We start from the raw sequence: 21,146 nt of genomic DNA, 5'->3' as shown, positions 1-21,146 counted from the left end.
TTTGGAATAGTGTGCAAATCATAGCACGAAGGTTGGCCTAATAGCGTTGAAAGCACTAGCAAAATGACGCCCTCTTCACGCAACAATTGACGATCAAAACCTGTTTTTATCAGCTCTCGACCTTTGTAAACACCAACTGGGCTTTGTGCATTCCCTTACCAACTAACACTATCGCGACTGCGCCAATAAGCACCGGAGTAACAATAAAACCCCAACTTTGGGCTGAAAGCATGATCAATATTGGATTAGCCCCAGCAGGCGGATGTGTGGTCTTCGTTAGCAACATTGCGCTCACCCCTAGTCCAGTTGCTATCGCCAATGTAGCAGGAGTAACACCGACATATTGAGTGAAACACACTCCAATAAACGCGGTAATTAAGTGACCGAGAATAACATTTTTTGGCTGAGCAAGTGGGCTCTGAGGGACACCAAAAACCAAAACCGCTGTCGCACCAAATGGTGCCATGATTAACGCGACTTCTCCTAAAGACTTTTCCATGTAAGACAATAGCCCTATTGCCAATGCTGCGCCTAGCCCTGCAATACTCGATACAACAATATGATTCATAAACACCTCAAAAGTAGACCACTCTGTCTACACAAGATAGTAGACAGAGTGGTCTACCCATGTCAAACTCATTTTTTACCGGAGGATTCAATGAACCCAAAACGCCAACATCTGCTCGATACAGCTTTAGATCTGTTTTACAAAAACGGTATTAATTCGATTGGTATCAATGAAGTGTTAAAGGTTTCTGGTGTCGCCAAGCGCACGTTATATAGCCACTTTGAAAGCAAAGACGCGCTAATTCTGGCAGTGTTAGAACAACGACATAACACCTTTATGAGTTGGCTAGAAGGTAAGTTAGCGGGAACGAGTTCCAACCAAGAAGTCATCGAACAGCTCTTTGTAGGGTTAAGTGATTGGTTTAACAGTCAGGAGCCAGAGCTTGGAGAGCTTGGAGAGTTTAGGGGCTGTTTTTTTATCAATACATCCGCAGAATTTGCCGACCTTAACAGCGAGATCGCTTGTTATTGCAGCTCTCATAAACGACAGGTTAAACAGCTAATTGGCCAACATTTACATAGCGACAATGACAAGCTACTCAACGCGATTTGTATCATGAAAGAAGGCGCGATAATCAGTGCGTACATGACAGGCAATGGGGACGATATCGCCCAGCAGAGCATTGAGGTACTTAAATCTATAGCTTAGGCTGCCACAGTTAGGGAATACTTTAAGGTATCACCGCCTATAGCCACATAGACTCATCCGCTTGTACCTTAAAACTCTGAGCAAACAGAGTTACAGCTCTTTTTCGACTTTATCTAGCCAACAGGGTAATTTTTGGTTAAACCAATCAAGGTACATCGCGGCTTCTGGTTTATTTCGTTGTACCAACAAATTGCTCACTTCAACAGCGATCCAGCACTTCGCAATAATGAGCTGTTTAAGCAAGGCTGCTTCTGAGACGCGCGTATTATGGCGGGAGTATTGAGCAACCACAGATTCATAGTCTGCCATACTACCCATCTGATAAACCAAAGGCGCTAAATCAATCGCAGGGCTACCAAAACCAAAGCGCTCCCAATCAAACAACACGAGATCGCCATTGTGCCTCATACCCCAATTGCCATCGTTAGTATCGCCAGAAATCAGCGTCGAACATTCAAAAAGCGGATGGGCTAGCGTCTGGATGTGCCTAATACTCGCTTGAGTGGTTTCCGGCAAAGTGAGCGCTTGCAGTGCCTGTTCAGTCTCTTCTGGTATCCATTGGTGTCTTTTTACTTCAAAATTGGGTTGATAGTTTGAGCCGTGTATTGCTGCAAGTTGTTCGAACGTGCGCGTATCAGATTGCAATTGCTGCAAACTCATCGAATTGGGGATAAATTCAATGCATAACTCATATCCCTCTATGGCTACAACCTTTGGCGTGTGTACTCCAAGTAATGCAGGCGCTGCATGCTTATAGAATCCGATTTCAATAGCAGAGGCATTTCGTTTCTTAATGCAAGGTTCACCAGACACTTCAGTCATTGTGACCGTGGCTTGGCCCATTTTAGACAGTTCTTGCTCGCTCATTTTTGACCTCTCTCACTACGCTTAATCGCAATCACCGAGAAAGTATGCCAATGCTTCATCCGACCAAGTGACGTTTTCGCGTGTTCGTCACGTTCAGTGAAACTGATCACCTCAAAATTTGCCAGTAGATCAGCCACTTCAGCCCTAGTTAATGGCGTGGTCGGGCTACGATAATTCGACGCCCAACTGTCTTTTTCTCCCATAAAATCACCAGCAAACACCCCTCCAATATCTAAGCACGCCTCTATTCGCTGCCATACTTTTGGGAAGTATTGAGGGTCCGCAAAAAATAGGCTGGAATGAGCGACAACTAAACTCGCCTTCGGGTAATCGAAGCTTTCAAATGTAGATTGAGTAACGTCTACCAATGGCTGCCCGCCGAAACGATCCCGACAAATAGCAATAGCATCAGAATTAATATCAAACCCATGAACCTGATAACCTTTATCCGCTAAATAGGCCACATCACTCCCAGTGCCACAGCCACAATCAATCGCGACTTTGAGGTCACATTCCACTTTGCTCTCTGCCTCTTGGGTGGCAAAAGAATGAGGCCGCTTGAGTGCTTTTTCGTAGTACTTCCGCCAAATTTCTGCATTTTCTTCCATGAACATTCACTTTTTATTTTATTGCCTAAGAACACCAACGCCTTTCCCTATCTGGAGTCGATCATACCAATCTGATTACGGCATTCTCATTAACTCACGCTCGATCGGCGCCCATAATTGAGCAAAGGGCGTGAATTTCTGACGTGGGATAAACTTTTTCGCCGATAAGTTGGCATTGAGGAACACCTCTTCTAACGCCCACACGTGGTGATCAGCAAACATACCCCACGCTTTCACCCCATCGCTCAACGCTTCTTGGCTTAGGGACTTTTGCGTTTGATAGCCACGAATGAATGCGGTCGACTTGCTTACGTCCAGCTGAAACATGTAAGCGCACGCTCTTGCGACTTCATAAGCAGGCGGCATGTACTGCAATAAATCCCAATCAATCACACCACTGACGTTATCTTGTTCGTCAAAAAACAGATTAAAATGGTGGTAATCGCCATGAATTAAGGAACGCTGAGTCGTTGGAATATAATGATGATCATTAGACTGCGCTAAATAGTTTCTTTGCTGTTTAGCCCGCTGTAGAACCCATTCATCTTCACTGCCGGCCTTGCGAATTTCTTCTATCACTAAGTCTAAACGAGTTAACCATTCACTTTTGTCCCACTTAAGTTCAACAGTAACAAATCGTCCGGAGTCTAATTCAGCCAAGAGTTTGTGAAGCGTCGCGAGCATTTCCCCTGCACAAAAGGCGTGAGAAACCGTCAGATCCGATTGGCTAACCAACCTGCCCTTAGCAGCAGGAAACAACGCATAAGCCTTACCGTACATTTGCACAAAGCTCTTACCTTTTTCCGTCGGTAAAGGGGGAATAATTGCATCTACATGGTTTGATAATGAGCACAACAAATCATGCTCAGTTTGAATCTTTTTCAGATCGTCAGTGCGATATTCCCTTAAGTAGTACTTTGCGGGAGAGCCGAGGGCGAAAACACGGTTAGTCGCACCTAAAGATTCTGCAAAAATAGAAGCAGGCTCAACGCTATACCGCCACTGCTGAAGGACGCGTGTTAATCGTTCGCTTTCCATTTTTGTCCCTCACTGGTTATCTGAAATTCATAAAAAGCGATACACACGTTCAACTTCAGCTAACGCCAATTGGTCCGCTGCAATATCGATTGGAGCGGAGCCAATTGAGTACCACTCTACGGCGTCCGCTTCTAGCGACACGATGTCACCTTCCCATACATCAACGATGTAGTAATGGAGCAGCTGCAACTCTTTAGTCGGGTGATAAAGGGAGCACAAATAATGGTAATGGGTTGGGGTAACATCGAGCTCTTCTTTCATTTCACGGTGGAGCGCTTGAATTTGATTTTCGCCCACTTCGATATGACCACCGGGAATGGCAATAAGACCTGGGTCAGTTGCCTTATCTAGGGCGCGCTTTTCGAGCAGTATTTGGTCTTTATTCACTAAAAGAAATGATACACATTCATGCACTTTCATCTGTTGTTCCTATACAAACGGTCTGAACTGAGAGATCTAGGTCAAAAGTAGCAGCCAAAGCCTCCTGACAAGTTTTGACATTACCACCCTGTAAAGTGCCAAACAAACTCACATAACATCAATGAGATATCATTATGCTCACTCTCGATTCTATCGTGCTGTATGTTGACAACGTTCAAGTCAGTCAAACCTTTTATACGGAGACTTTCAACTGCACAGCGCAGGTTCTATCCCCTACTTTTGTCGCGCTAGATTTTGCGACTAACGTAAAGATCACACTCAAGCAAACGTCAGATCTCGCTCCAATAAGCAATATAACAGGAGGCGGTACAGAACTTTCCATACCAGTACCTGACAAAGCGAGCTTCGATAAGCTGTACCGGGATTGGACGGAACAAGGCGTCCAATTCGCACAATCACCAGAAGAAATGATATTTGGTTTTAACTTTGTAGCATTAGACCCTGACGGACATCGCATTCGAGTGTTCACCGCTTGATCACGGATAGCACCATCAAGCGATGTTATTAGCTGAGGGTATTTTTTCTACTCAAACGTAAGGCTGAACGACGGCATTGCAGCGATCGATGGTCGCCTGCTTTTCGCCTACTGGAGCGACGTAATGAATCGCGGCATCGGCTTGCTGCTGGCCTGAAAGCTTAGTCAGCATCCAATGGGCTAAGTAGTACGAAGACAAACAGCCGCCAGCGGTTGCAATATTACCTTTGGCATAGAAGGCTTGTTCCAGTACAGAAACTCCAGATTCGATCACCCAAGGTTTGGTGGTTAAATCTGTACATGCTGGAATTCCTTCCAGCAGTCCGAGCTTTGACATCAATAACGTGCCGGAGCATTGGCCGCCAATAATCTGAGTTGTCGGGTCTAAATCCAAGCGTGATAACAGCGCTACGTCGGTGGCAATGTCTCTGGTTAGTGCGCCACTGCCAAACAACACTGCATCAGCATTGTTAGCAAACCCCAAGGGCTGCTGGGATGCTACCGTAACACCGTTCATTGAGGTGACGGTTTCACTAGGGCTAGTGATCTGAACATTCCATCCAGCCTCTTTCATCCGATTCATTATCCCAAAAGCAATGAACGAATCGAGTTCATTAAATCCTTCAAAAGTGAGTACCGCAACGTCCATATTTGTTATCCATTCCTTGTTTTTATTTATGTTCTACCAAACCCAACCAGTGCTATTGGCGAGAATTAACGAAGCTGTAACCAACCGGATAAGAATGGAGCCCATCGAAGTCTCCTTTACTCAATTCAACACCTTGTGAACGCGCAATTGCATACACCATACTCATATGAAACATATAGTTAGGGATAATGTACTGAAAGATAAAGTCTGACTGACACAAGTGAATTTCAGAGAACCCCGCTTTCTCTTGAATAAATTGACGGTCATCTGGGACTACATTTCTTTGAGCTTCGAGATAGGCGAGCGTGTCCGCGATTTGGTTTAACAGCGCACTTTTACCAGACTGCTCCCGAACAAAAGATACAGACTCAACACCTAAAAGCGGGCAGTACCCTCTAAGAATAAAGTTGGCGGCGATTTTTGCGTTTTTCTCTAACGAAAACATATCGTCAGACAATGCAGTGGAAAACAACTCGTCTGGTATTTTGCTGACAATCACTTCAAGCTGAACCAGATAGGCTTTAAATAATGACTTGATATTGCTACTCACGGTGCACTCCATGTGTGGTAAATAGATCGTTCGCGCCAGCTTCGTAAAGGCATGCGCTAACGATTTTAAGCAAACCTCTTCTCACGGTCGCTTCTAGCGCTATGGCAACATAGACTTTCTCATTCGAAGATCGGTTATCACCTTCCCTTCAAACTCCTCAGAAACGCTCTCTTGAGTGAATTCAAAACCTCGCTTGGAATAAAATTGAATCGCCGTTTGATTACTGTCTAGCACGTATAGAGAAATCCACGATGCCGACTGGATTCGGGCTAGACTCTCAACATGCTCCATCAGCAGCCCACCCGCTCCTTTGCCATAAATACTCGGGCAAAGATAAAGCTTATCCAACTCTAAAGTGTCTGGAGCCGATGGTTTTATCTGATATGAGAGGAAACCCACCACTTGTTGGTTCTGCTCAATAACACTCACACCAGTGGTATCGAGTTTGATTGCATCATGCCATTCAACCAGCCTCAACGCTTTGGTATATCGGTTGATGTAGCCTATTGGCATTAATCCTTTAAAGGCTGCGTGCCATGATTCAACATGAATGGATGCTATGGATTGAGCATCCCTCTCCTGCGCTGTTCTTATCGTGAATGTCATCGTCGTCCGTTGAATATAAGTTCGATTATTGAAAGCGTTAGCTCTGAGCAAGCTGACATCGCATCTCTATCAGTTGGTGTTCTCCAACCACTTCAACATCACGTATGAACTGAAAGCCAAACTTTTCATAGTAGGCTCTTAGGTATTGGTGCGCATGAATTTCTATAGAGCGAACACCGCTTTTTCGAGCGTAAGCCATCACAGCATCGACAATTTTAGAAGCAACTCCAGAGCCGCGAAACTCTTCTAGTACCGCCACTCTCGCCATGACCGCATGGCCAGTATCAATGTGTGATAAACGAGCGGTAGCCACCAATGAGCCGTTACTTTTTACTAACGCGTGGCTTGAGGATTCGTCTAATCCATCAAGATCCAATGCTTGAGGGATGTTTTGTTCGATGACAAAAACTTGCTGTCGAATTGTTTGAGCGTGGGCGATAAGCTCAGAAGAGTTTCCAATGACAACTTCCATGAATGAATGGCTCCTATGTGTGCGATAAGCTTTCCTGAGAGGCAATCACAATCCATGAATTCGACAAAATTCATGCCCCTATTGACTCAGGTACTGATTTCATTGGAGCGAAAAACACTCAAGTCTTCAAGCTTATTTTATAAACTGACGAATAAGACCGCTGAGGTGATGCTGAATAAACGCCACATCCGCGGAAAAGAAATCTTGTAGGGGAATATCTTGCGGGTTTAGCCAATGAAAAGTTTGCTGGCGTTCAGGGTCTATAGCTTGTGGTCTTGCTGCACTAGGAGCACTGAACACAATATAATGAATGACTCCACCATATTCGTTTTCAGCTTGATGGCTGGCCACCGCCGTTAACTCGCGCAGACCGACTTCTTCCCACAACTCCCGTGTTGCAGCTTGCTCGCCAGATTCCCCATCGTCAACCGCTCCACCAGGAAACTCAAAGACCATGCCTTGATTAGTTCTAAACCTTTGTTGTATCAGAACCTTACCGTCTTTAACGACCACCGCCATAGATAAGTTTTTCACTTCACATTCCTTGTTTAGCAATTTCTATAAAATATAAAACGGTGTGTTAAAAGGCGCTTTAACCATAGATTCCCAAAATAGCTAGCTAGTTCAACATCAGACCGCTAGCGTTTTTTCCATGAATAACAATCTCTTGCTTTGGAAGTCGCCAGTTTTAAAGATTTTATAACCTAGTTTTTGATAGATATGTTGGCCTCGTTCATTTTCAGCAAAAACATCGAGCCATACTCTTTTTCCACCAAACTGACTGGCACAATAGCCTTCCATCAAGGTCACGGCAGATTGACCAATGCCTTGGCCTTTCTTGCCCACAACAATGCGTCGAAATTCGATATCGTCATTATCGTGAACTGCCAAAATAATAAAGCCGGCCAGTACTTGATCATCATAAATAGACAAATAAGTGATGAGCTCATTTTCCATTTCCAAACGATGCCGCTCTGCGGAGTAGGGAATGATGAAATCAGACGTGTCACTTGCCGACTCAAAGGCGACAAAGGTCGGGATATCTGCAAAGGTCGATTCTCTTAACTGGATCATGGCTACTCACTGACTATTCGTTAACGAATGCTAAAGTGCCACGGGTTTCGAATCACATCAAACGGCACACGTTACTTCGTGATCCATTTCGTTACCAATAGAGAAAAATCGACGATTACACTTTCTACTTCTCCACAGCTCCACTTATCCAACGCCTTCACTCTAGCCATTCAAGATAGTTAGTAAACCGATATTCATTAGCCTGTGAAATAATCTGAAACCAACAAAAAAGCCCCACTCCAAACTGGAGCAGGGCTTTAAATTCGTTAGCGTTTATTCACTACAGATTGTTTGCTCTTGAAGGCAAAAAGACTTCGCCAAGCATGCAACGAACTGAACCGCCGCCAATGTCTTCAATGGTTTTCACATTGAACGGAAGCAATTTACCATGAGTCGACAATTGCGCACGTTGAGCCGGAGAAAATGCATCATAAGCAGATTGCGACATAGCGATCACTTTATCACCATTCACTGTTTCCAATTGCAGAATGTTGCCGCAGAAACGGTTCATCTGATCAAGAGAAATAGAGATCACCTGCTTATCTTTTGCCAAAGCTTTCACGACGAATCGTCTTTCAAACTCAGGGATCACTTCATCGCAAATCACGCAGAAGTTTTCACCAATCGCCATCATAACGTTGGTGTGATAAATAGGGTGACCTGAAGGCAACGCCGTTTGGAATGAAATCACACGCGAGTAACCAATTTGCTTCGCGTAATCTTCCAACACTTCACGATCACAACGTTGAGACAACGCTGCGTAGATTGTTTTGTTAACGTGATCGATCACCATCACACCTGTGCTTTCTAGGTAAGAACCTTGAGCAAGATAATTTTCAAGCGACGCCGTTTGATTAACGATGCGGCCCGACTCTTCAAGCGCTGCTATTAGAGCATCAGGTTTAACTTCGTGCTGACGGTTTTCGCACGCCATTGGGAACGTATAAAAACTACCATCAGCGCAAGTACTAAACCAATTATTTGGGAAGACAGCGTCTGGGGTCGAGACCTCTGATTCAGGGTAATCAAACTCTACAACCTGCACGCCTTCTTTACGAAGCACGCTCACCATCGACGAAAATTCCGCCATTGTTTGTTGCTTCACTTGCTCTTGCGTTAAATTCACTTGGTTTTGGAATTCATTGTCTCGCGCCGTTTCTTCGTTATAACGAAACTCTTTTGGTGGCACCATGACAACACAATTGGCATTTTGAACACTAGAAGTATGCAGTGGTTTATTATGTAGGTTTAACATCTCTTATATTCCCTATCACGTTACTAATGGGAATTGTAAACAAGTTGTTACGCTAATTTTCACTGAATTCCATAAAATTCATCTCTTCGAACAAAAAATATTACTGAACAAAACCTCATTTGCCGTAAAATTTCCTGCGTTTGATCGATCAAGAAGATATACCTGCTTGAGTACGTAAAATCACTCGCATAATCAGCCTAACTATCACTATGGAACTGGTTACATTTCGTTCCATTTAGCGGTACGATTGTCACATCAAGTTATGAGTGCAAATTCTCTTAGTTGCCCTCTTCTTCCAACCACTTTTTCACTGCCTGATCCAGCATCAGGTTCTATTGTCTATTAATCAAACTCTAACAAGATGTATTTCTAAAATCGGAATACGCAAATAACAACAATAATGGCTGTAAAGCTCCGATCACAGCGGAGTTATTTAAGGAAAATCTATGTATAAGAAATTTGAAAGCTTCACCGAAGCTTTTCCAAAAGGAGAGCCAATACAACCTCCTAACGGCATTTTTGCCTTTTGTCGTCACTACACGAAAGGCTTCGAAAAGCCGCTATTAATTCTCGCTTTCATGAGTATGACAATAGCGATTATCGAAGTGTCTCTATTTGGTTTTATGGGCCAACTGGTTGATTGGCTATCGACGAGTAATCCAGACACATTTCTGGAAGATAACAAGAGCACGTTAATCGGCTTAAGTGTGCTGCTTCTCGTGATCATGCCAATCATGATTGCTGGGTATTCGTTGCTTATCCACCAAACGCTATTGGGCAATTACCCAATGTCGATTCGATGGTTGGCGCACCGCTACTTATTAAAGCAAAGCTTGTCTTTCTACCAAGATGACTTTGCGGGCCGCGTCGCGACTAAAGTCATGCAGACCTCATTGGCCGTTCGCGAAACCGTCATGAAAATGGTCGATGTTTTCATTTACGTCTGTGTGTACTTTACCGCCATCATTTTCATGCTCGCACAAGCAGATTGGCGCTTAATGGCTCCAATGCTGATTTGGCTTTTCGCTTACATCGCTATCCAGCTTTACTACGTACCAAAGCTGAAAGATGTATCGTCTGAGCAGGCAGATGCTCGTTCATTGATGACAGGGCGTATTGTTGATAGCTACACAAACATTGCGACTGTAAAACTGTTCTCTCACAGTAAACGTGAAACAGAATATGCTGAAGAAGGCATGGAAGGGTTCCTAGACACGGTTCACCGCCAAATGCGTTTGGTCACAGGGTTTAACGTGTGGGTCGAGCTTGCCAACTACATTCTTGTTTTCACAATCGCTGCAATTTCTATCTTCTTATGGATGGAAAATGCTATCAGCGTCGGTGCTATCGCGATCGCCATTAGTTTAGCGCTACGTATCAACGGCATGTCTAAATGGATCATGTGGGAAATCGGCGGGCTGTTCGAAAACATGGGTACAGTAATAGATGGCATGAAAACGCTTTCTAAACCTATCGATATTCAAGACAAGCCACAAGCTAAGCCCCTTGCCGTACCGCATGGCGGCATTACCTTTGATAACGTTAGCTTTAACTATGGTGAGAATAAGGGCGTGATCAACAACCTTAACCTAAACATCAAACCTGGTGAGAAAGTGGGGCTTGTTGGGCGTTCTGGCGCCGGTAAATCTACGCTAGTGAACTTACTACTTCGCTTCCATGATGTTGAAGGTGGAGAAATCCGTATTGATGACCAAGTGATCTCGGATGTCACTCAAGATTCACTGCGCAGTAGTATTGGTATGGTGACGCAAGATACTTCCTTATTGCACCGCTCCATCAAAGACAACATTCTTTATGGTAATCCAGATGCTAGCGACGAGAAGCTTTACGCCGCGACCAAACAAGCACACGCTCATGAGTTTATTGAAACCCTGACCGACCCGTTCGGTAACATTGGTTACGATGCTCAGGTTGGTGAGCGAGGTGTGAAACTGTCGGGTGGCCAGCGTCAACGTATCGCCATTTCTCGTGTATTACTGAAAGATGCGCCGTTACTTGTACTGGATGAAGCGACTTCAGCACTCGATTCTGAAGTAGAAGCGGCTATCCAAGAAAGCTTGATTGAGCTAATGGAAGGGAAAACCGTTATTGCGATTGCTCACCGTCTATCTACGATAGCGGCCATGGATCGACTCATCGTGTTAGATAAAGGCAACATCGTCGAGCAAGGCAGTCACCAAGAGCTTATCGACCAGCAAGGCATCTATGCACAGCTATGGGCGCATCAAACTGGTGGATTTATTGGCGATGAGCTAGAACAAGAAAAGCTAGCTTAAATGGGCCTATGAGGTAAAACTCGACTCACATCACGAAAGCTGCTGAGTTTTTCACCGGTTACATTAACAGTTTGATGTACGATAATGGTATATTACTCAGCAGAAACCAAGACGCTTCGCTTGCGCGTTCTGGAATAAGGCTAGACTTCGGGGGGAGGCTAGCCTTTCTTTTAGCCCTCCTCTTCCTTCCTTAATCGTTTTTTCTTAAAATCTCGCCCAGTTACTTACTTTGAGATGAATCATGAACAAAAGTTTATTCACTAACTTGGTCGCGCTTGCCTTACTTGCGATCGGTTACACCACGCAGAACGACTTTGCGCTTTACGCGGGTTTGTTTGCATTTTCTGGCGCGGTAACCAACTGGTTAGCTATTCATATGCTATTCGAGAAAGTACCAGGCTTATACGGTTCAGGCATTATTCCAGCGCGCTTTGAAGAATTTAAAGCGGCGATTAAACGTTTAATGATGGAGCAGTTTTTCACTGAAACCAACATTGATCGCTTCCTAAATAATGAAATGGCAGGAAAGTCTTTAAACCTAGAGCCTGTGATCAAAAAAATCGATTTTAACCCTGCATTTGATTCTCTGGTTGAAGTGATTGCCAACTCTTCATTTGGTGGAATGCTAGCCATGCTGGGTGGCACAGAGGCACTACAACCACTCAAAGAACCGTTTGTCGAAAAGATGCAAGAATCTGTCGTTGAGATCAGTAAAAGCGACACAGTGAAAAATGCGATTAAAGAAGAACTAGAATCGCCAGCGATGATGGATGAAATTAAAGAAAACATTGAAGCTATCATCGATCAACGCTTAAACGAACTGACTCCTCAACTCGTAAAAGAAATGATTCAACAGATGATCAAAAAGCACCTTGGATGGCTGGTCGTTTGGGGTGGCGTATTCGGTGGTTTGATCGGTATGATTTCTGCCGCGCTAACGCTATAAAAAACAATTAAAAAAGGGAAGCACATGCTTCCCTTTTTTATCTCTCTTGGCTACTAACCTAATGTAGCCAACAGTTCAGCATTCACGCCAAAACCTGATTTGTGCTCTTCGATAACCACTTCACTTCTTGTCTGAATTACGCCAGGTAACGTCCCAAGCTTGCTCGACATAAACTCCTGATACGATTTCATATCCTTTACTCGAACTTTAATCATGGTATCGAAATCGCCAGATAACGAATAACACTCTTCAATTTCAGGCATCAGATCAACGGCCTTAGCAAATTTGTCGAAAATAGAGAAACTCGACTGATCGAGACGAATATGGATAAAGACTTGTACATCTAAGCCCAGTTTCTCGGCATTTAGCTCTGCGTGGTAACCTTTTATATAACCTTCTTTTTCCAGTCGCTTTAGACGATCTGAGCAAGGTGAAGTCGTTAAGTTCACCTGTTTAGCTAGCTCTACAACAGGCAAACGGCCTTTCGCATGCAATATCGTTAATATCTCTTTATCAATACGGTCTAGTTGGGAATTGGCCATAAATGTGCTTCATTCATCAGGGATTTCATTATTATATTCTATGTGAGCTTGTCAGCTAACCTTTTTGCACCACAAGTTAACAAATATCACGTTTTATTAACCACTTACGTCAGCAATAGAATCCGATTGAGCTTTAAAATAAAGTCAATTATCAAGAGTTCCCCAATAGTATTAGAGTATTTGCTGTATTATGAATCGATGTCACACAATTCACTTTATACAACAAATATAGTAGGTTAGGTTATTTATAAGAAACAGCAACACTACAGGTTAAATTATAAACAATGGGCTTGAGTGTTAATATATGCACATATCTTTGACCTAATGAATAAACAAATTGAGCTATATAGAAAAGTAACATTAGGTATCTGGATGAATAATGGAATGACTTTAGGGGAAAGGAGAGCTCAACAATGATGACACAACAATTAGCATACAAACCATTTGGAATTGGCTCATGGACGCACGCCATCGTATCTAAAGACGTGGCGCTCGCTTTAGCGAAAGAATACGCCAGCTATGGTTGGCCAGTAACGATTGATGGTCATCAATTGGAAGAACTTTCAAAAGCGGCATAATCAAAAAAACAAAATTGACCGCAGATATAGAGGTTAGAGGGTAAACGCCCTATTCGCTGCTAGATAGAAACAAATGCGTGGCTCTCTAACTCCTTCGCTTCTGCCTTACAATTACAAGTTCGGCAAAAATGCTGGCACTCCATTTCATAGTAGTGCTTACCGCTCACAAACTTACTCAGTAATTGCTGCATGCTCAGTAATCGACCTGATAGATTCTCTGGCACAACTTCACAACGTTTCATGATCGATTTATGTAAAGTCGTCTTTTTACATGCTTTGCAATATAGGTCTGGCATACCTTGTCCCATCAGGTCGTTTGAGTTATTGATAATTGACACATATTGTCCAAACGAGTTCCACAAATCATTGTCCTAGTGCAAAAAGTGAGGGATAAGTTCAAAAAACACTCAACTTGTATTTCACTTTTTTGACCTCAAACATCTGTTTGATCCCAAAACTCCATTACTCACAAAATGTTAGGCTGCCACTTGTTTCTTTAAGTAATAACGGTAATAACCAATGAGATTACTCGTAATGAACAAGACTTCCATCAACACAGCCGTTGGTGAACCAATCAGATAGTTGTGTAGTAACCAAAAGCTCGTCCCTATGATCATGAGTTCACGTAAGCGCTTATCGTCTTGATTAAAGGCAGCGACCGTCTGGAATAACGAGCCTAGGCAACTCACAATGCTGACCAATCCTGAGTACGTCACCGACGTCGCCAGTATTGAACCGCCGCAGAACAACCATTTCAATTTGGATGAGGTAGTAAAGATGCTAGTGAGATATCTCGTGGTGGCAATGATCATCAAACTGGCGGCAGTCCACTGTTCAAGCAGCACAAAGTGGCTAGAGATTAAGAGCCCCGCGCAAAACAAACATGCAACAATTCGCTTTCGGTCTTTAAATTGAAACGACATCAAATCGAAAATAATGGCGATACCAACCAAGACCTGTGACATGAAAAACAACGACATGAACTTCCCTATCCAATCACTTTACACTGTAAATAAGTCTCTACTATAAGAGCCTTACTTGTTGACCAATGGAACGAGAGTCTATCATCGTTTTTTATAAAGTCAGTGAGGTAACGCTCGTGCTGTTCACACTCTTCATACCTTTCCTCGATAACAAACTCAGAAATCGCCAAAGTTGCCGAGATCTCAAACAAGCCATACGTATCACTAAAGCACCGTTCTTCCTCTGTCACAGACTTTAAAAATTCTATTACGTGAAGCCAACCCGCGAACAAACGATAGAACAACTCCCCCTTCAATCCGGTTCATCACTGATTATCTAGAATCAAGATATGAAAAAGCCCGCCAATTTGGCGGGCTCGCTTAGCGTTTAAGTATTCACCTTAAACACTCAATTAGAACTTAACTTGGTAGTTTAAAGTGTAAGTACGGCCACGGCCTTTGTATTCAAACATATCTGAGTCACCATACCAGTGTTTAGCACGTTGGCTCCATACTGTTACGTAGTCTTCGTTCAGTAAGTTTTTGATACCAAAACCTAAACTACCGACTGGTAACTGGTAGCTACCAACTAGATCAAAGACCGTATAACCATTTAGCTCACGTTGATCAGCGTCTGTGTAGTCAAACATCGTTAAGCTTTGTAGTTTAACGCTGTAGTCTGCATCGTACCAACCCGCCCAAGCACTCGCTTTTGACGTACTGGCTTCCATCGCTTTGAAATCTTCCCAACCGGTATCTGTTTCTTCTTCCGTCACCACATAATGGCCCGACGCTCCCAATTGAAGGTTGTCCATTACCCAGTAAGACGCCAACGCTTCTAAGCCATAAACTCGTTTAGGCTCTGAAAGACCTGAGATAGTAAATTCGTCGGTATACTGAATCGTAGCGTCCGTATAGGAGTAATAGAGGGCAGATTGGAAAGAAAAGTTATCTGAGTCTGTTCTGTAGCCAAGCTCGTAACTATCTGTTGTGATCCCTTCTAACCTAGAGTTATCAACGCTGCTATTGGCATCTTTACCGTAGTATTTTGCAGCATTCGGAATATCAAAACCTTGCGAGAAATTAGCCCAAACCTGCGAGCTAGGTGTTAGCTTGTAAATCGTACCAATATTGAACAAGCTTTCTGAGTAATCAGTACTACCTCCCGGCACAAAATCGGAAGCTGCATCTTTTTGGAAATCAGAAATCTTTGTGTTGATGTACTGGTAACGATAGCCCGCTTGTAACGACCAGTCATCCGATACCGCAAATTCAGTTTGAACAAAGGTTGCTAGAGCTTCGGTGTCTACGCCTGGGTAACGCCCTGCCATCTCATCGATGACATGAACTAAACCGCCACTGCCTTCTGTAATCGATTGGTCATAAAGCGCATTATCACTGTCGAACTTGTCTAGGTAACCATCTATCCCGTAGGTCACTTTCGCTTTGCCAGCTGAAATGCTCATTGCGAGTTTTAACGCTAAAATATCAGTAGTTTGGCTTGAAGAACTGGTTTTTAAAGTACTCTTACCTGCTGAAGTATACGGGGAGAATGTATGATCTTCAGTACGATATGAAAGCTCCGCCATCAGTTGATGTCTTAAGAAGTCATCATTTAAATAGGCTGCACTCAACATCATCCTTTCTGTGCCTTGTTGCCTTTCTGAAGAATACCCTTCACGAACATCCACAAACTGATAATTGCCGTTTGCATCTTTTTCGAAATAAAGCCCATACGGCGAATCTTGCTGGCTATCGTAGTATTGAGCCAAAAGATTTAATCGCTGTCCTTCCGACAAATTGATTTGTAGATTACCAAGCAAATCAACAGTTTCGTTGAATTGCGTCGACCCTTGCGTAATGTCAGGAGTGATAATATCGCCGTTCGCATCAAAGTAGCCTTGAGTTTTGGTATACGCAACAGAAGCTCTGCCCTGAATTTTTTCGTTACCGCCCGCCACAGATTGAGCTAACTTATAATCCAAGTCTTCGCCTGAAGTAAATCCAGAGGTACCACCAACGAAAGTTTCGAATTCAACCTCTCCTTCCGTCGCTTTTTTAGTCACAATATTGATCACACCACCAGCCGCACCAGCGCCGTAAATCGACGTTGCACCAGATAAGACTTCAATACGTTCAATATTGAATGGGTCGATAGAATCCAACTGGCGACTAATAGAACGTACCGACTGTAAAGAAACCCCATCAATCATCACCATGATGCTGCGGCCACGTAGGTTTTGCCCTGAATGAGTTCTGCCACCACTTGCGACATCTAGAGACGGAATAGACGCTGCCAGAATCTCATCAAGGTTTTTACCACCTCGGTATTCTTGTTCAATTTGTTCTGCGTCGATGTACCAAACCGTTCCGGCGACATCACTGATCGCTTTCGGTAAGTGGCTAGAAACAACAACCATTTTCTCTTGAGTCGTTGTGTACTCTTGGGCGTGAGTTAGCGTTGGAGCACTAGCTGCGGCCATCGCTATAGCAATGGTAGATAGCGGAAAAATTCCTTTTATTACGTTCATTTCTTTCTCTATGTTGATTTTTAAAGGCTCAAAATTTTTAGGCAATACATTCGGTTGCCTTAACTACTGCGTTAGAAAATGAGCTTTCGTCTTTTCCGATAATTGCTAAAAGCGAAACGTCTCTTCTCTAATCCTAAATAAGAATCATTATTATTGTATTTTTGATGTGAAAAAACAATATGAGAGTGCAATTTTATTTGGAAGATGCGAAATAAGAGAAATGAGGCGCTTACTGTATCAGTATGAAAATGACATTAAGGAGAGTTGCAGATACGGCAAAGCACCTTGAAGATCACAAGGTTGAGCGTAGTTAGAACCAAAAATAGTGCGAAGGAAGTGTTCGACAGCCGAGAACGAGGCTGCCGAATAAAACTAGCGGTTTGTTACGGTAATACTCTCAATAAGGCTGTCACGTTGTGAGCGAGAAACGTTCATCACATCGTTATAGGTGCGTTGCATGACTCGAATATCGTTTTCCAATAGCTGAGACAGCTTGGTTGCTGCTGAAGAATTGTCACCCGCCAAGACCATTTCAATAATATCTAAGCGGCGCTGGCATGATTTACTCACCGAAGATTGGATATGCATAGAAACTAAATCCGTCGCTTTTCGAAGGCGGTTATGCTGCTGCATGACACTAAGTAAAAAGCGGTTGCCCGAACAAGAAGCAAGTAACTCATGAAACTCTGCGCTAAGGCTGAAAAGGTGACTAGCCGAAATCGAGTGTGGTTCTTCTATCGCTTGAATATGGCGGGCGCGGCAGCGCTCTAATGCTGGGCGATCTAGCTTCCATGTCGGTTCACGTAACCCAGCAGGCTCGAAAATCAACCGACACCGATAACTCTCGGTATGTCTTTCGAGCGTGTTAAGCACCCCATCGACTTGCCACTTATAACCTGGGCTTCGTCGGAAAATCGCGTCATTCTCTAATAAGCGAAGTACATTCTGTATTTCACCACGGTTAGCATCGTAGCGCTGCTGAAGTTCTTTTTCAGAGAAAGTCGCGTCTAACTCATCAAAAAAGAGATCCATAAGAATTCTTAGATATAACTGCTCCTGACGAACCTGCTCATTATCGTTTTGGGCGTCCGTTTCAATCTCTACAGCGTCGACTTGCAGTACAAAACCTTTGTACGGGACGGCTTTAGCTATGCCCTGAGAAGACAAATATTTAAGTACCGCGCGAAGAGGTGTCCTCGATACCTCAAATTGTTGCGCCAAAGAGGATTCATTTAAGCTGCTTCCAGCTTTGGCTTTCTCATCCTTCAATCTCGCAACGATCTTAAATAATAAGTCTTGTTGAAGTCGAGTAATTGCAGTCATGTCCATGTGATTCAAAGTCTTTTTTATTGTTGTCTCCATGGTAAACATAAACGTAAGTGAATACCATGATTGTATTTTCACACCAAAAACACAATAATTACTCTACAGTAGACAATAGGCTGCAACGTTTCATTGGCACCGCTTTTAAATTAGCAAGTCTCTCTAATATTAAGCATGACGACCATTTAATAACCCCTAGACACCCGCCAAATTTCACAGGTAAACGGAACTATAATCGCTTTGGATATAGAAAAATTGAGTCATGAATAGACCACGGGTGATTAAGCCTTAATATCGGTTCCAATACTATGAGAGAAGTTGAAAATTACCAATAAAATCAATAAATAACATCATAACACTCATTACCACCTCATCAACAAAGAGCTCAAATACTGCCTGCGCCTTAAATATTATGTCAGTTATAAACAACAATAAATTTCACTTACCCGTCATTAGCCTTACAGCGGCGTTAATGGGACTAGGCCAAAACGGGCTACTCATCGCTTTACCTTTTCTGGTTGAACAATCGGTATTTAGCTTGCCAACATGGTCGATCCTTATCGCTGTCGGTAGCGTTTTATTTCTACCATTCGCCCCATTCTGGGGAAGATACAGCGACCAACACGGTCCCAAAAAAGTAGTCGTTCAAGCCTTGATTGGAATGGCGATAAGCTTCGCTCTCTTGAGTTACTTCGCAGTCTTCAGCCATGATGAAACCACTTTCATCTTAGTAAGCTTTCTAGGATTGCTGATCGCTCGAATTATATATGGTTGCACTGTATCGGGGATGGTGCCTGCGAGCCAACTTTGGGCGATGATGCTATGCGGTGAAAAGCAGCGTCTTCAAGCCATTACTTCTGTCAGCATTGGCTTAAGTGTTGGGCGATTAGTTGGCCCCCTCATCGCAGTCGCAGCCCTAAAGGTTTCCCCTTTCGCACCGTTGTTTCTCATGATAATACTGCCTTGTGCTGCGTTGATACCCGTATTGTTATTACCGAATCCACCAGCAGATAACGCGCAAACCTCAGCCGATCAATCTTCTTTACCTTGGCTGCCTCAAAGGCCATTGAGGCCTTTTCTCATGAGCGGGCTTTTACTGTGTGCCGCTATCGCCCTACTACAATACAGTTTTTCCCCACTCATATACTCAATTACATACTGGCCAACTGAGAAATTGAGCAACGCTATCGGGGCACTGCTGACAATTAGCGCTGCATGTACGTTGTTAACTCAGCTACTAGTGATTAAGAAAAAGAAACTATCAGCGCAAACGATGTATCGCCTCGGAGCGGCAGGCCTCACAGCTGGATTTGTTGTTTTCTTAATACCGAGCATTTGGCTATTTGGCCTCGCGATGATGTTAGCGTCCTTTGGTGCTGCACTATTGGTTCCTGCCTATACTTTGTTCGCCACCCAGCAACAACGCCAAACGCCAGGGGCTGCTGCGGGCTACATTTCTATGTCTCATACCATTGGCTATGGGCTAGCGTCATTATTGGCGTTTACTTCTACGTTACAGCCTATCTACCCCATTTATTTATGCTTATTGTTCGCCGGCGTGATCCTGGTAACTGCGTATCGTAAAGCTGAAAAAGAGCCCATTCAGGCAGCTCCATAGCCTAGTTTTTTGCACCAATAACAGCGTGCAGAATATCTACTGAAATGGAATAGAAAGTAGATTGTTCTGTACCCCATCTTCAAGCACATCGAGCACTTTACTCCTAAGCCACAACATCGCCGGATCACGCTGGTTTCTGACATGCCAAGACATAGAAATCGGGCCTGGAGCCATCGTAAATGGGGGCTTTTTAATGACAAGTACACCTTGGTTAACACTCTCTAAGATGATCGGCAACGGTATGGTCGTGATCATGTCGGTGTGAGTGAGTAACTTAGGAATATTATTACAGTGATTGACCGTCATTGAGATACGCCGAGTCAGGCCTTGTTTCCTGAGCTGAATATCAACGCCACCTGACGCTTCGCCAGACAAGGACAACAATAAGTGCTCCGCGTTGATGAAGGTTTCAAGAGAGAGTTTTTCATTTGCCAGTGGGTGTTCCGATCGCATCGCACATACAAAATGGTTATCGAACAAATGCTGGGAATGAACTTGAGAGGAACTTCCTTCAAAATAATCCAAAACCATGTCCACATCTGCATTCAGCAAAAGCGCTTCGCCATTCACATTGTATGGCACAGCATGAATGTTCACGCCCGGCGCCTCTGCTTCTATCCGCTTCCTGAGTGGTAGCCAAAACAAATCCGACATCCAGTCGGTAGTCGCAATTCGAAACGTGCGCTTTAAAGTTGCAGGATCGAATTCTTTTACTTCCGTTGCTAAGCGAATTGACTGCAGAGGCTCTCCAATGTTATTCCACAGCTGGACCGCATAAGGCGTCGGACGAATACCTCTACCTTGTTTGACGAACAACGGATCTTTCCAAATATGGCGCATTCGAGCCACCGCATTAGACACTGACGGCTGTGTCATAGCCAGTCGTTCCGCCGCGGCGGTAATGGATTGCTCTTGCATAATGGCATCAAAAATTACCATTAAATTAAGGTCGAGATTCGCCAATTATCTAAATCCTTTAGATTCCATACACGGGTAATCAGTATCGACAAACTCATCACAATTATCAATGAGTATCATACAAAGCATCAATTAGACGATGTGAATTAGGTTGGGCAAAGTAGTAATCACAAACCACTA

General features: G+C 43.6%; 24 protein-coding genes. 6 read left to right on the top strand and 18 right to left on the bottom strand.

Features of this window, described 5'->3' with window-relative positions; translation table 11 throughout:
* Positions 1–109: 109 nt before the first annotated feature.
* The gene (locus tag ELZ11_RS06460) at positions 110–568 is read right to left on the bottom strand and encodes an HPP family protein (protein ID WP_137356563.1); all 459 of its coding nucleotides are present in this window, start codon (positions 566–568) and stop codon (positions 110–112) included.
* A gap of 90 nt (positions 569–658) precedes the next feature.
* Between ELZ11_RS06460 and ELZ11_RS06455 the strand changes: the two genes are divergently transcribed.
* Entirely contained in the window at positions 659–1,216 is a 558-nt protein-coding gene (locus ELZ11_RS06455) for a TetR/AcrR family transcriptional regulator (protein ID WP_137356562.1), read from the top strand.
* 90 nt (positions 1,217–1,306) lie between these two features.
* On the opposite strand, the gene ELZ11_RS06450 is transcribed toward ELZ11_RS06455, so the two are convergent.
* The 4 genes from ELZ11_RS06450 to ELZ11_RS06435 all read right to left on the bottom strand — a co-directional run bounded on the left by ELZ11_RS06450 (position 1,307) and on the right by ELZ11_RS06435 (position 4,149).
* Positions 1,307–2,083 (bottom strand): phosphotransferase family protein, encoded by a 777-nt coding sequence (locus tag ELZ11_RS06450; protein ID WP_137356561.1) that lies wholly within the window; start codon positions 2,081–2,083, stop codon positions 1,307–1,309.
* On the bottom strand, positions 2,080–2,691 hold the full coding sequence (locus tag ELZ11_RS06445) for a class I SAM-dependent methyltransferase (protein ID WP_137356560.1): 612 nt from the start codon (positions 2,689–2,691) through the stop codon (positions 2,080–2,082). Before ELZ11_RS06445 ends, ELZ11_RS06450 begins: the two co-directional genes overlap by 4 nt.
* 75 nt (positions 2,692–2,766) lie before the next feature.
* Positions 2,767–3,729: a phosphotransferase enzyme family protein gene (locus ELZ11_RS06440; RefSeq protein WP_137356559.1), complete on the bottom strand. Its 963-nt coding sequence runs from the start codon at positions 3,727–3,729 to the stop codon at positions 2,767–2,769.
* A gap of 27 nt (positions 3,730–3,756) precedes the next feature.
* The gene (locus ELZ11_RS06435) at positions 3,757–4,149 is read right to left on the bottom strand and encodes an NUDIX hydrolase (protein ID WP_137356558.1); all 393 of its coding nucleotides are present in this window, start codon (positions 4,147–4,149) and stop codon (positions 3,757–3,759) included.
* Positions 4,150–4,283: 134 nt separating this feature from the next.
* Between ELZ11_RS06435 and ELZ11_RS06430 the strand changes: the two genes are divergently transcribed.
* A complete protein-coding gene (locus tag ELZ11_RS06430) occupies positions 4,284–4,646 on the top strand; it encodes a VOC family protein (RefSeq protein WP_137356557.1) in 363 nt (120 codons plus the stop codon).
* 51 nt (positions 4,647–4,697) lie between these two features.
* On the opposite strand, the gene ELZ11_RS06425 is transcribed toward ELZ11_RS06430, so the two are convergent.
* From ELZ11_RS06425 to ELZ11_RS06395, 7 genes are all read right to left on the bottom strand, one after another.
* On the bottom strand, positions 4,698–5,294 hold the full coding sequence (locus ELZ11_RS06425; protein WP_137356556.1) for a DJ-1/PfpI family protein: 597 nt from the start codon (positions 5,292–5,294) through the stop codon (positions 4,698–4,700).
* 52 nt (positions 5,295–5,346) lie between these two features.
* Positions 5,347–5,844, bottom strand: coding sequence for a DUF1993 family protein (locus ELZ11_RS06420; protein ID WP_244291619.1), 498 nt, complete (start codon positions 5,842–5,844; stop codon positions 5,347–5,349).
* 99 nt (positions 5,845–5,943) lie between these two features.
* A complete protein-coding gene (locus tag ELZ11_RS06415; RefSeq protein ID WP_137356554.1) occupies positions 5,944–6,450 on the bottom strand; it encodes a GNAT family N-acetyltransferase in 507 nt (168 codons plus the stop codon).
* A 37-nt stretch (positions 6,451–6,487) separates the two neighbouring features.
* A complete protein-coding gene (locus ELZ11_RS06410) occupies positions 6,488–6,922 on the bottom strand; it encodes a GNAT family N-acetyltransferase (RefSeq protein ID WP_137356553.1) in 435 nt (144 codons plus the stop codon).
* 132 nt (positions 6,923–7,054) lie between these two features.
* Positions 7,055–7,456: an NUDIX hydrolase gene (locus ELZ11_RS06405; RefSeq protein ID WP_137356552.1), complete on the bottom strand. Its 402-nt coding sequence runs from the start codon at positions 7,454–7,456 to the stop codon at positions 7,055–7,057.
* Positions 7,457–7,552: 96 nt separating this feature from the next.
* A complete protein-coding gene (locus tag ELZ11_RS06400) occupies positions 7,553–7,996 on the bottom strand; it encodes a GNAT family N-acetyltransferase (protein ID WP_137356551.1) in 444 nt (147 codons plus the stop codon).
* 280 nt (positions 7,997–8,276) lie between these two features.
* On the bottom strand, positions 8,277–9,251 hold the full coding sequence (locus ELZ11_RS06395) for an arginine deiminase-related protein (RefSeq protein ID WP_137356550.1): 975 nt from the start codon (positions 9,249–9,251) through the stop codon (positions 8,277–8,279).
* A gap of 446 nt (positions 9,252–9,697) precedes the next feature.
* On the opposite strand from ELZ11_RS06395, the gene ELZ11_RS06390 reads away from it, so the two are divergent.
* Positions 9,698–11,548 carry an ABC transporter ATP-binding protein gene (locus ELZ11_RS06390; protein ID WP_137356549.1) on the top strand — a complete coding sequence of 617 codons (1,851 nt, stop codon included), beginning with the start codon at positions 9,698–9,700 and terminating at the stop codon, positions 11,546–11,548.
* Positions 11,549–11,789: 241 nt separating this feature from the next.
* Entirely contained in the window at positions 11,790–12,494 is a 705-nt protein-coding gene (locus ELZ11_RS06385; RefSeq protein WP_137356548.1) for a DUF445 family protein, read from the top strand.
* 53 nt (positions 12,495–12,547) lie between these two features.
* Here ELZ11_RS06385 and ELZ11_RS06380 read toward each other — a convergent pair whose 3' ends face one another.
* Positions 12,548–13,036: an Lrp/AsnC family transcriptional regulator gene (locus ELZ11_RS06380; protein WP_137356547.1), complete on the bottom strand. Its 489-nt coding sequence runs from the start codon at positions 13,034–13,036 to the stop codon at positions 12,548–12,550.
* A 413-nt stretch (positions 13,037–13,449) separates the two neighbouring features.
* On the opposite strand from ELZ11_RS06380, the gene ELZ11_RS23760 reads away from it, so the two are divergent.
* Positions 13,450–13,614 (top strand): hypothetical protein, encoded by a 165-nt coding sequence (locus tag ELZ11_RS23760; protein WP_167494639.1) that lies wholly within the window; start codon positions 13,450–13,452, stop codon positions 13,612–13,614.
* Positions 13,615–13,673: 59 nt separating this feature from the next.
* Here ELZ11_RS23760 and ELZ11_RS06375 read toward each other — a convergent pair whose 3' ends face one another.
* The 4 genes from ELZ11_RS06375 to ELZ11_RS06360 all read right to left on the bottom strand — a co-directional run bounded on the left by ELZ11_RS06375 (position 13,674) and on the right by ELZ11_RS06360 (position 18,436).
* The gene (locus ELZ11_RS06375) at positions 13,674–13,910 is read right to left on the bottom strand and encodes a hypothetical protein (RefSeq protein ID WP_137357025.1); all 237 of its coding nucleotides are present in this window, start codon (positions 13,908–13,910) and stop codon (positions 13,674–13,676) included.
* Between the two features lie 180 nt (positions 13,911–14,090).
* Positions 14,091–14,594, bottom strand: a complete 504-nt coding sequence (locus ELZ11_RS06370; RefSeq protein WP_137356546.1) for a YgjV family protein — start codon at positions 14,592–14,594, stop codon at positions 14,091–14,093.
* 395 nt (positions 14,595–14,989) lie between these two features.
* Positions 14,990–17,107 (bottom strand): TonB-dependent receptor, encoded by a 2,118-nt coding sequence (locus tag ELZ11_RS06365; RefSeq protein ID WP_137356545.1) that lies wholly within the window; start codon positions 17,105–17,107, stop codon positions 14,990–14,992.
* A gap of 372 nt (positions 17,108–17,479) precedes the next feature.
* A complete protein-coding gene (locus tag ELZ11_RS06360) occupies positions 17,480–18,436 on the bottom strand; it encodes a GntR family transcriptional regulator (protein WP_137356544.1) in 957 nt (318 codons plus the stop codon).
* A gap of 406 nt (positions 18,437–18,842) precedes the next feature.
* Between ELZ11_RS06360 and ELZ11_RS06355 the strand changes: the two genes are divergently transcribed.
* The gene (locus ELZ11_RS06355; RefSeq protein WP_137356543.1) at positions 18,843–20,048 is read left to right on the top strand and encodes an MFS transporter; all 1,206 of its coding nucleotides are present in this window, start codon (positions 18,843–18,845) and stop codon (positions 20,046–20,048) included.
* A gap of 36 nt (positions 20,049–20,084) precedes the next feature.
* On the opposite strand, the gene ELZ11_RS06350 is transcribed toward ELZ11_RS06355, so the two are convergent.
* Entirely contained in the window at positions 20,085–21,011 is a 927-nt protein-coding gene (locus ELZ11_RS06350) for a LysR family transcriptional regulator (RefSeq protein ID WP_137356542.1), read from the bottom strand.
* Positions 21,012–21,146 lie beyond the last annotated feature (135 nt).

The organism is Vibrio profundi, from assembly GCF_005281835.1.
Taxonomy (GTDB): Bacteria; Pseudomonadota; Gammaproteobacteria; order Enterobacterales; family Vibrionaceae; genus Vibrio; species Vibrio profundi.
Note: the sequence above shows the minus strand (reverse complement) of the source record. Positions and strands in the feature narration are given on the sequence as shown.

Bases quoted from the DNA above. Each gene is read 5' to 3' on its own strand.
- ELZ11_RS06450 (WP_137356561.1), bottom strand. From the start codon at position 2,083: ATGAGCGAGCAAGAACTGTCTAAAATGGGCCAAGCCACGGTCACAATG.
- ELZ11_RS06385 (WP_137356548.1), top strand. From the start codon at position 11,790: ATGAACAAAAGTTTATTCACTAACTTGGTCGCGCTTGCCTTACTTGCG.
- ELZ11_RS23760 (WP_167494639.1), top strand. From the start codon at position 13,450: ATGATGACACAACAATTAGCATACAAACCATTTGGAATTGGCTCATGG.
- ELZ11_RS06395 (WP_137356550.1), bottom strand. From the start codon at position 9,251: ATGTTAAACCTACATAATAAACCACTGCATACTTCTAGTGTTCAAAAT.
- ELZ11_RS06415 (WP_137356554.1), bottom strand. From the start codon at position 6,450: ATGACATTCACGATAAGAACAGCGCAGGAGAGGGATGCTCAATCCATA.
- ELZ11_RS06365 (WP_137356545.1), bottom strand. From the start codon at position 17,107: ATGAACGTAATAAAAGGAATTTTTCCGCTATCTACCATTGCTATAGCG.
- ELZ11_RS06435 (WP_137356558.1), bottom strand. From the start codon at position 4,149: ATGAAAGTGCATGAATGTGTATCATTTCTTTTAGTGAATAAAGACCAA.
- ELZ11_RS06380 (WP_137356547.1), bottom strand. From the start codon at position 13,036: ATGGCCAATTCCCAACTAGACCGTATTGATAAAGAGATATTAACGATA.
- ELZ11_RS06355 (WP_137356543.1), top strand. From the start codon at position 18,843: ATGTCAGTTATAAACAACAATAAATTTCACTTACCCGTCATTAGCCTT.
- ELZ11_RS06370 (WP_137356546.1), bottom strand. From the start codon at position 14,594: ATGTCGTTGTTTTTCATGTCACAGGTCTTGGTTGGTATCGCCATTATT.
- ELZ11_RS06375 (WP_137357025.1), bottom strand. From the start codon at position 13,910: ATGCCAGACCTATATTGCAAAGCATGTAAAAAGACGACTTTACATAAA.
- ELZ11_RS06445 (WP_137356560.1), bottom strand. From the start codon at position 2,691: ATGGAAGAAAATGCAGAAATTTGGCGGAAGTACTACGAAAAAGCACTC.
- ELZ11_RS06390 (WP_137356549.1), top strand. From the start codon at position 9,698: ATGTATAAGAAATTTGAAAGCTTCACCGAAGCTTTTCCAAAAGGAGAG.
- ELZ11_RS06455 (WP_137356562.1), top strand. From the start codon at position 659: ATGAACCCAAAACGCCAACATCTGCTCGATACAGCTTTAGATCTGTTT.
- ELZ11_RS06440 (WP_137356559.1), bottom strand. From the start codon at position 3,729: ATGGAAAGCGAACGATTAACACGCGTCCTTCAGCAGTGGCGGTATAGC.
- ELZ11_RS06460 (WP_137356563.1), bottom strand. From the start codon at position 568: ATGAATCATATTGTTGTATCGAGTATTGCAGGGCTAGGCGCAGCATTG.
- ELZ11_RS06430 (WP_137356557.1), top strand. From the start codon at position 4,284: ATGCTCACTCTCGATTCTATCGTGCTGTATGTTGACAACGTTCAAGTC.
- ELZ11_RS06410 (WP_137356553.1), bottom strand. From the start codon at position 6,922: ATGGAAGTTGTCATTGGAAACTCTTCTGAGCTTATCGCCCACGCTCAA.
- ELZ11_RS06360 (WP_137356544.1), bottom strand. From the start codon at position 18,436: ATGGACATGACTGCAATTACTCGACTTCAACAAGACTTATTATTTAAG.
- ELZ11_RS06425 (WP_137356556.1), bottom strand. From the start codon at position 5,294: ATGGACGTTGCGGTACTCACTTTTGAAGGATTTAATGAACTCGATTCG.
- ELZ11_RS06400 (WP_137356551.1), bottom strand. From the start codon at position 7,996: ATGATCCAGTTAAGAGAATCGACCTTTGCAGATATCCCGACCTTTGTC.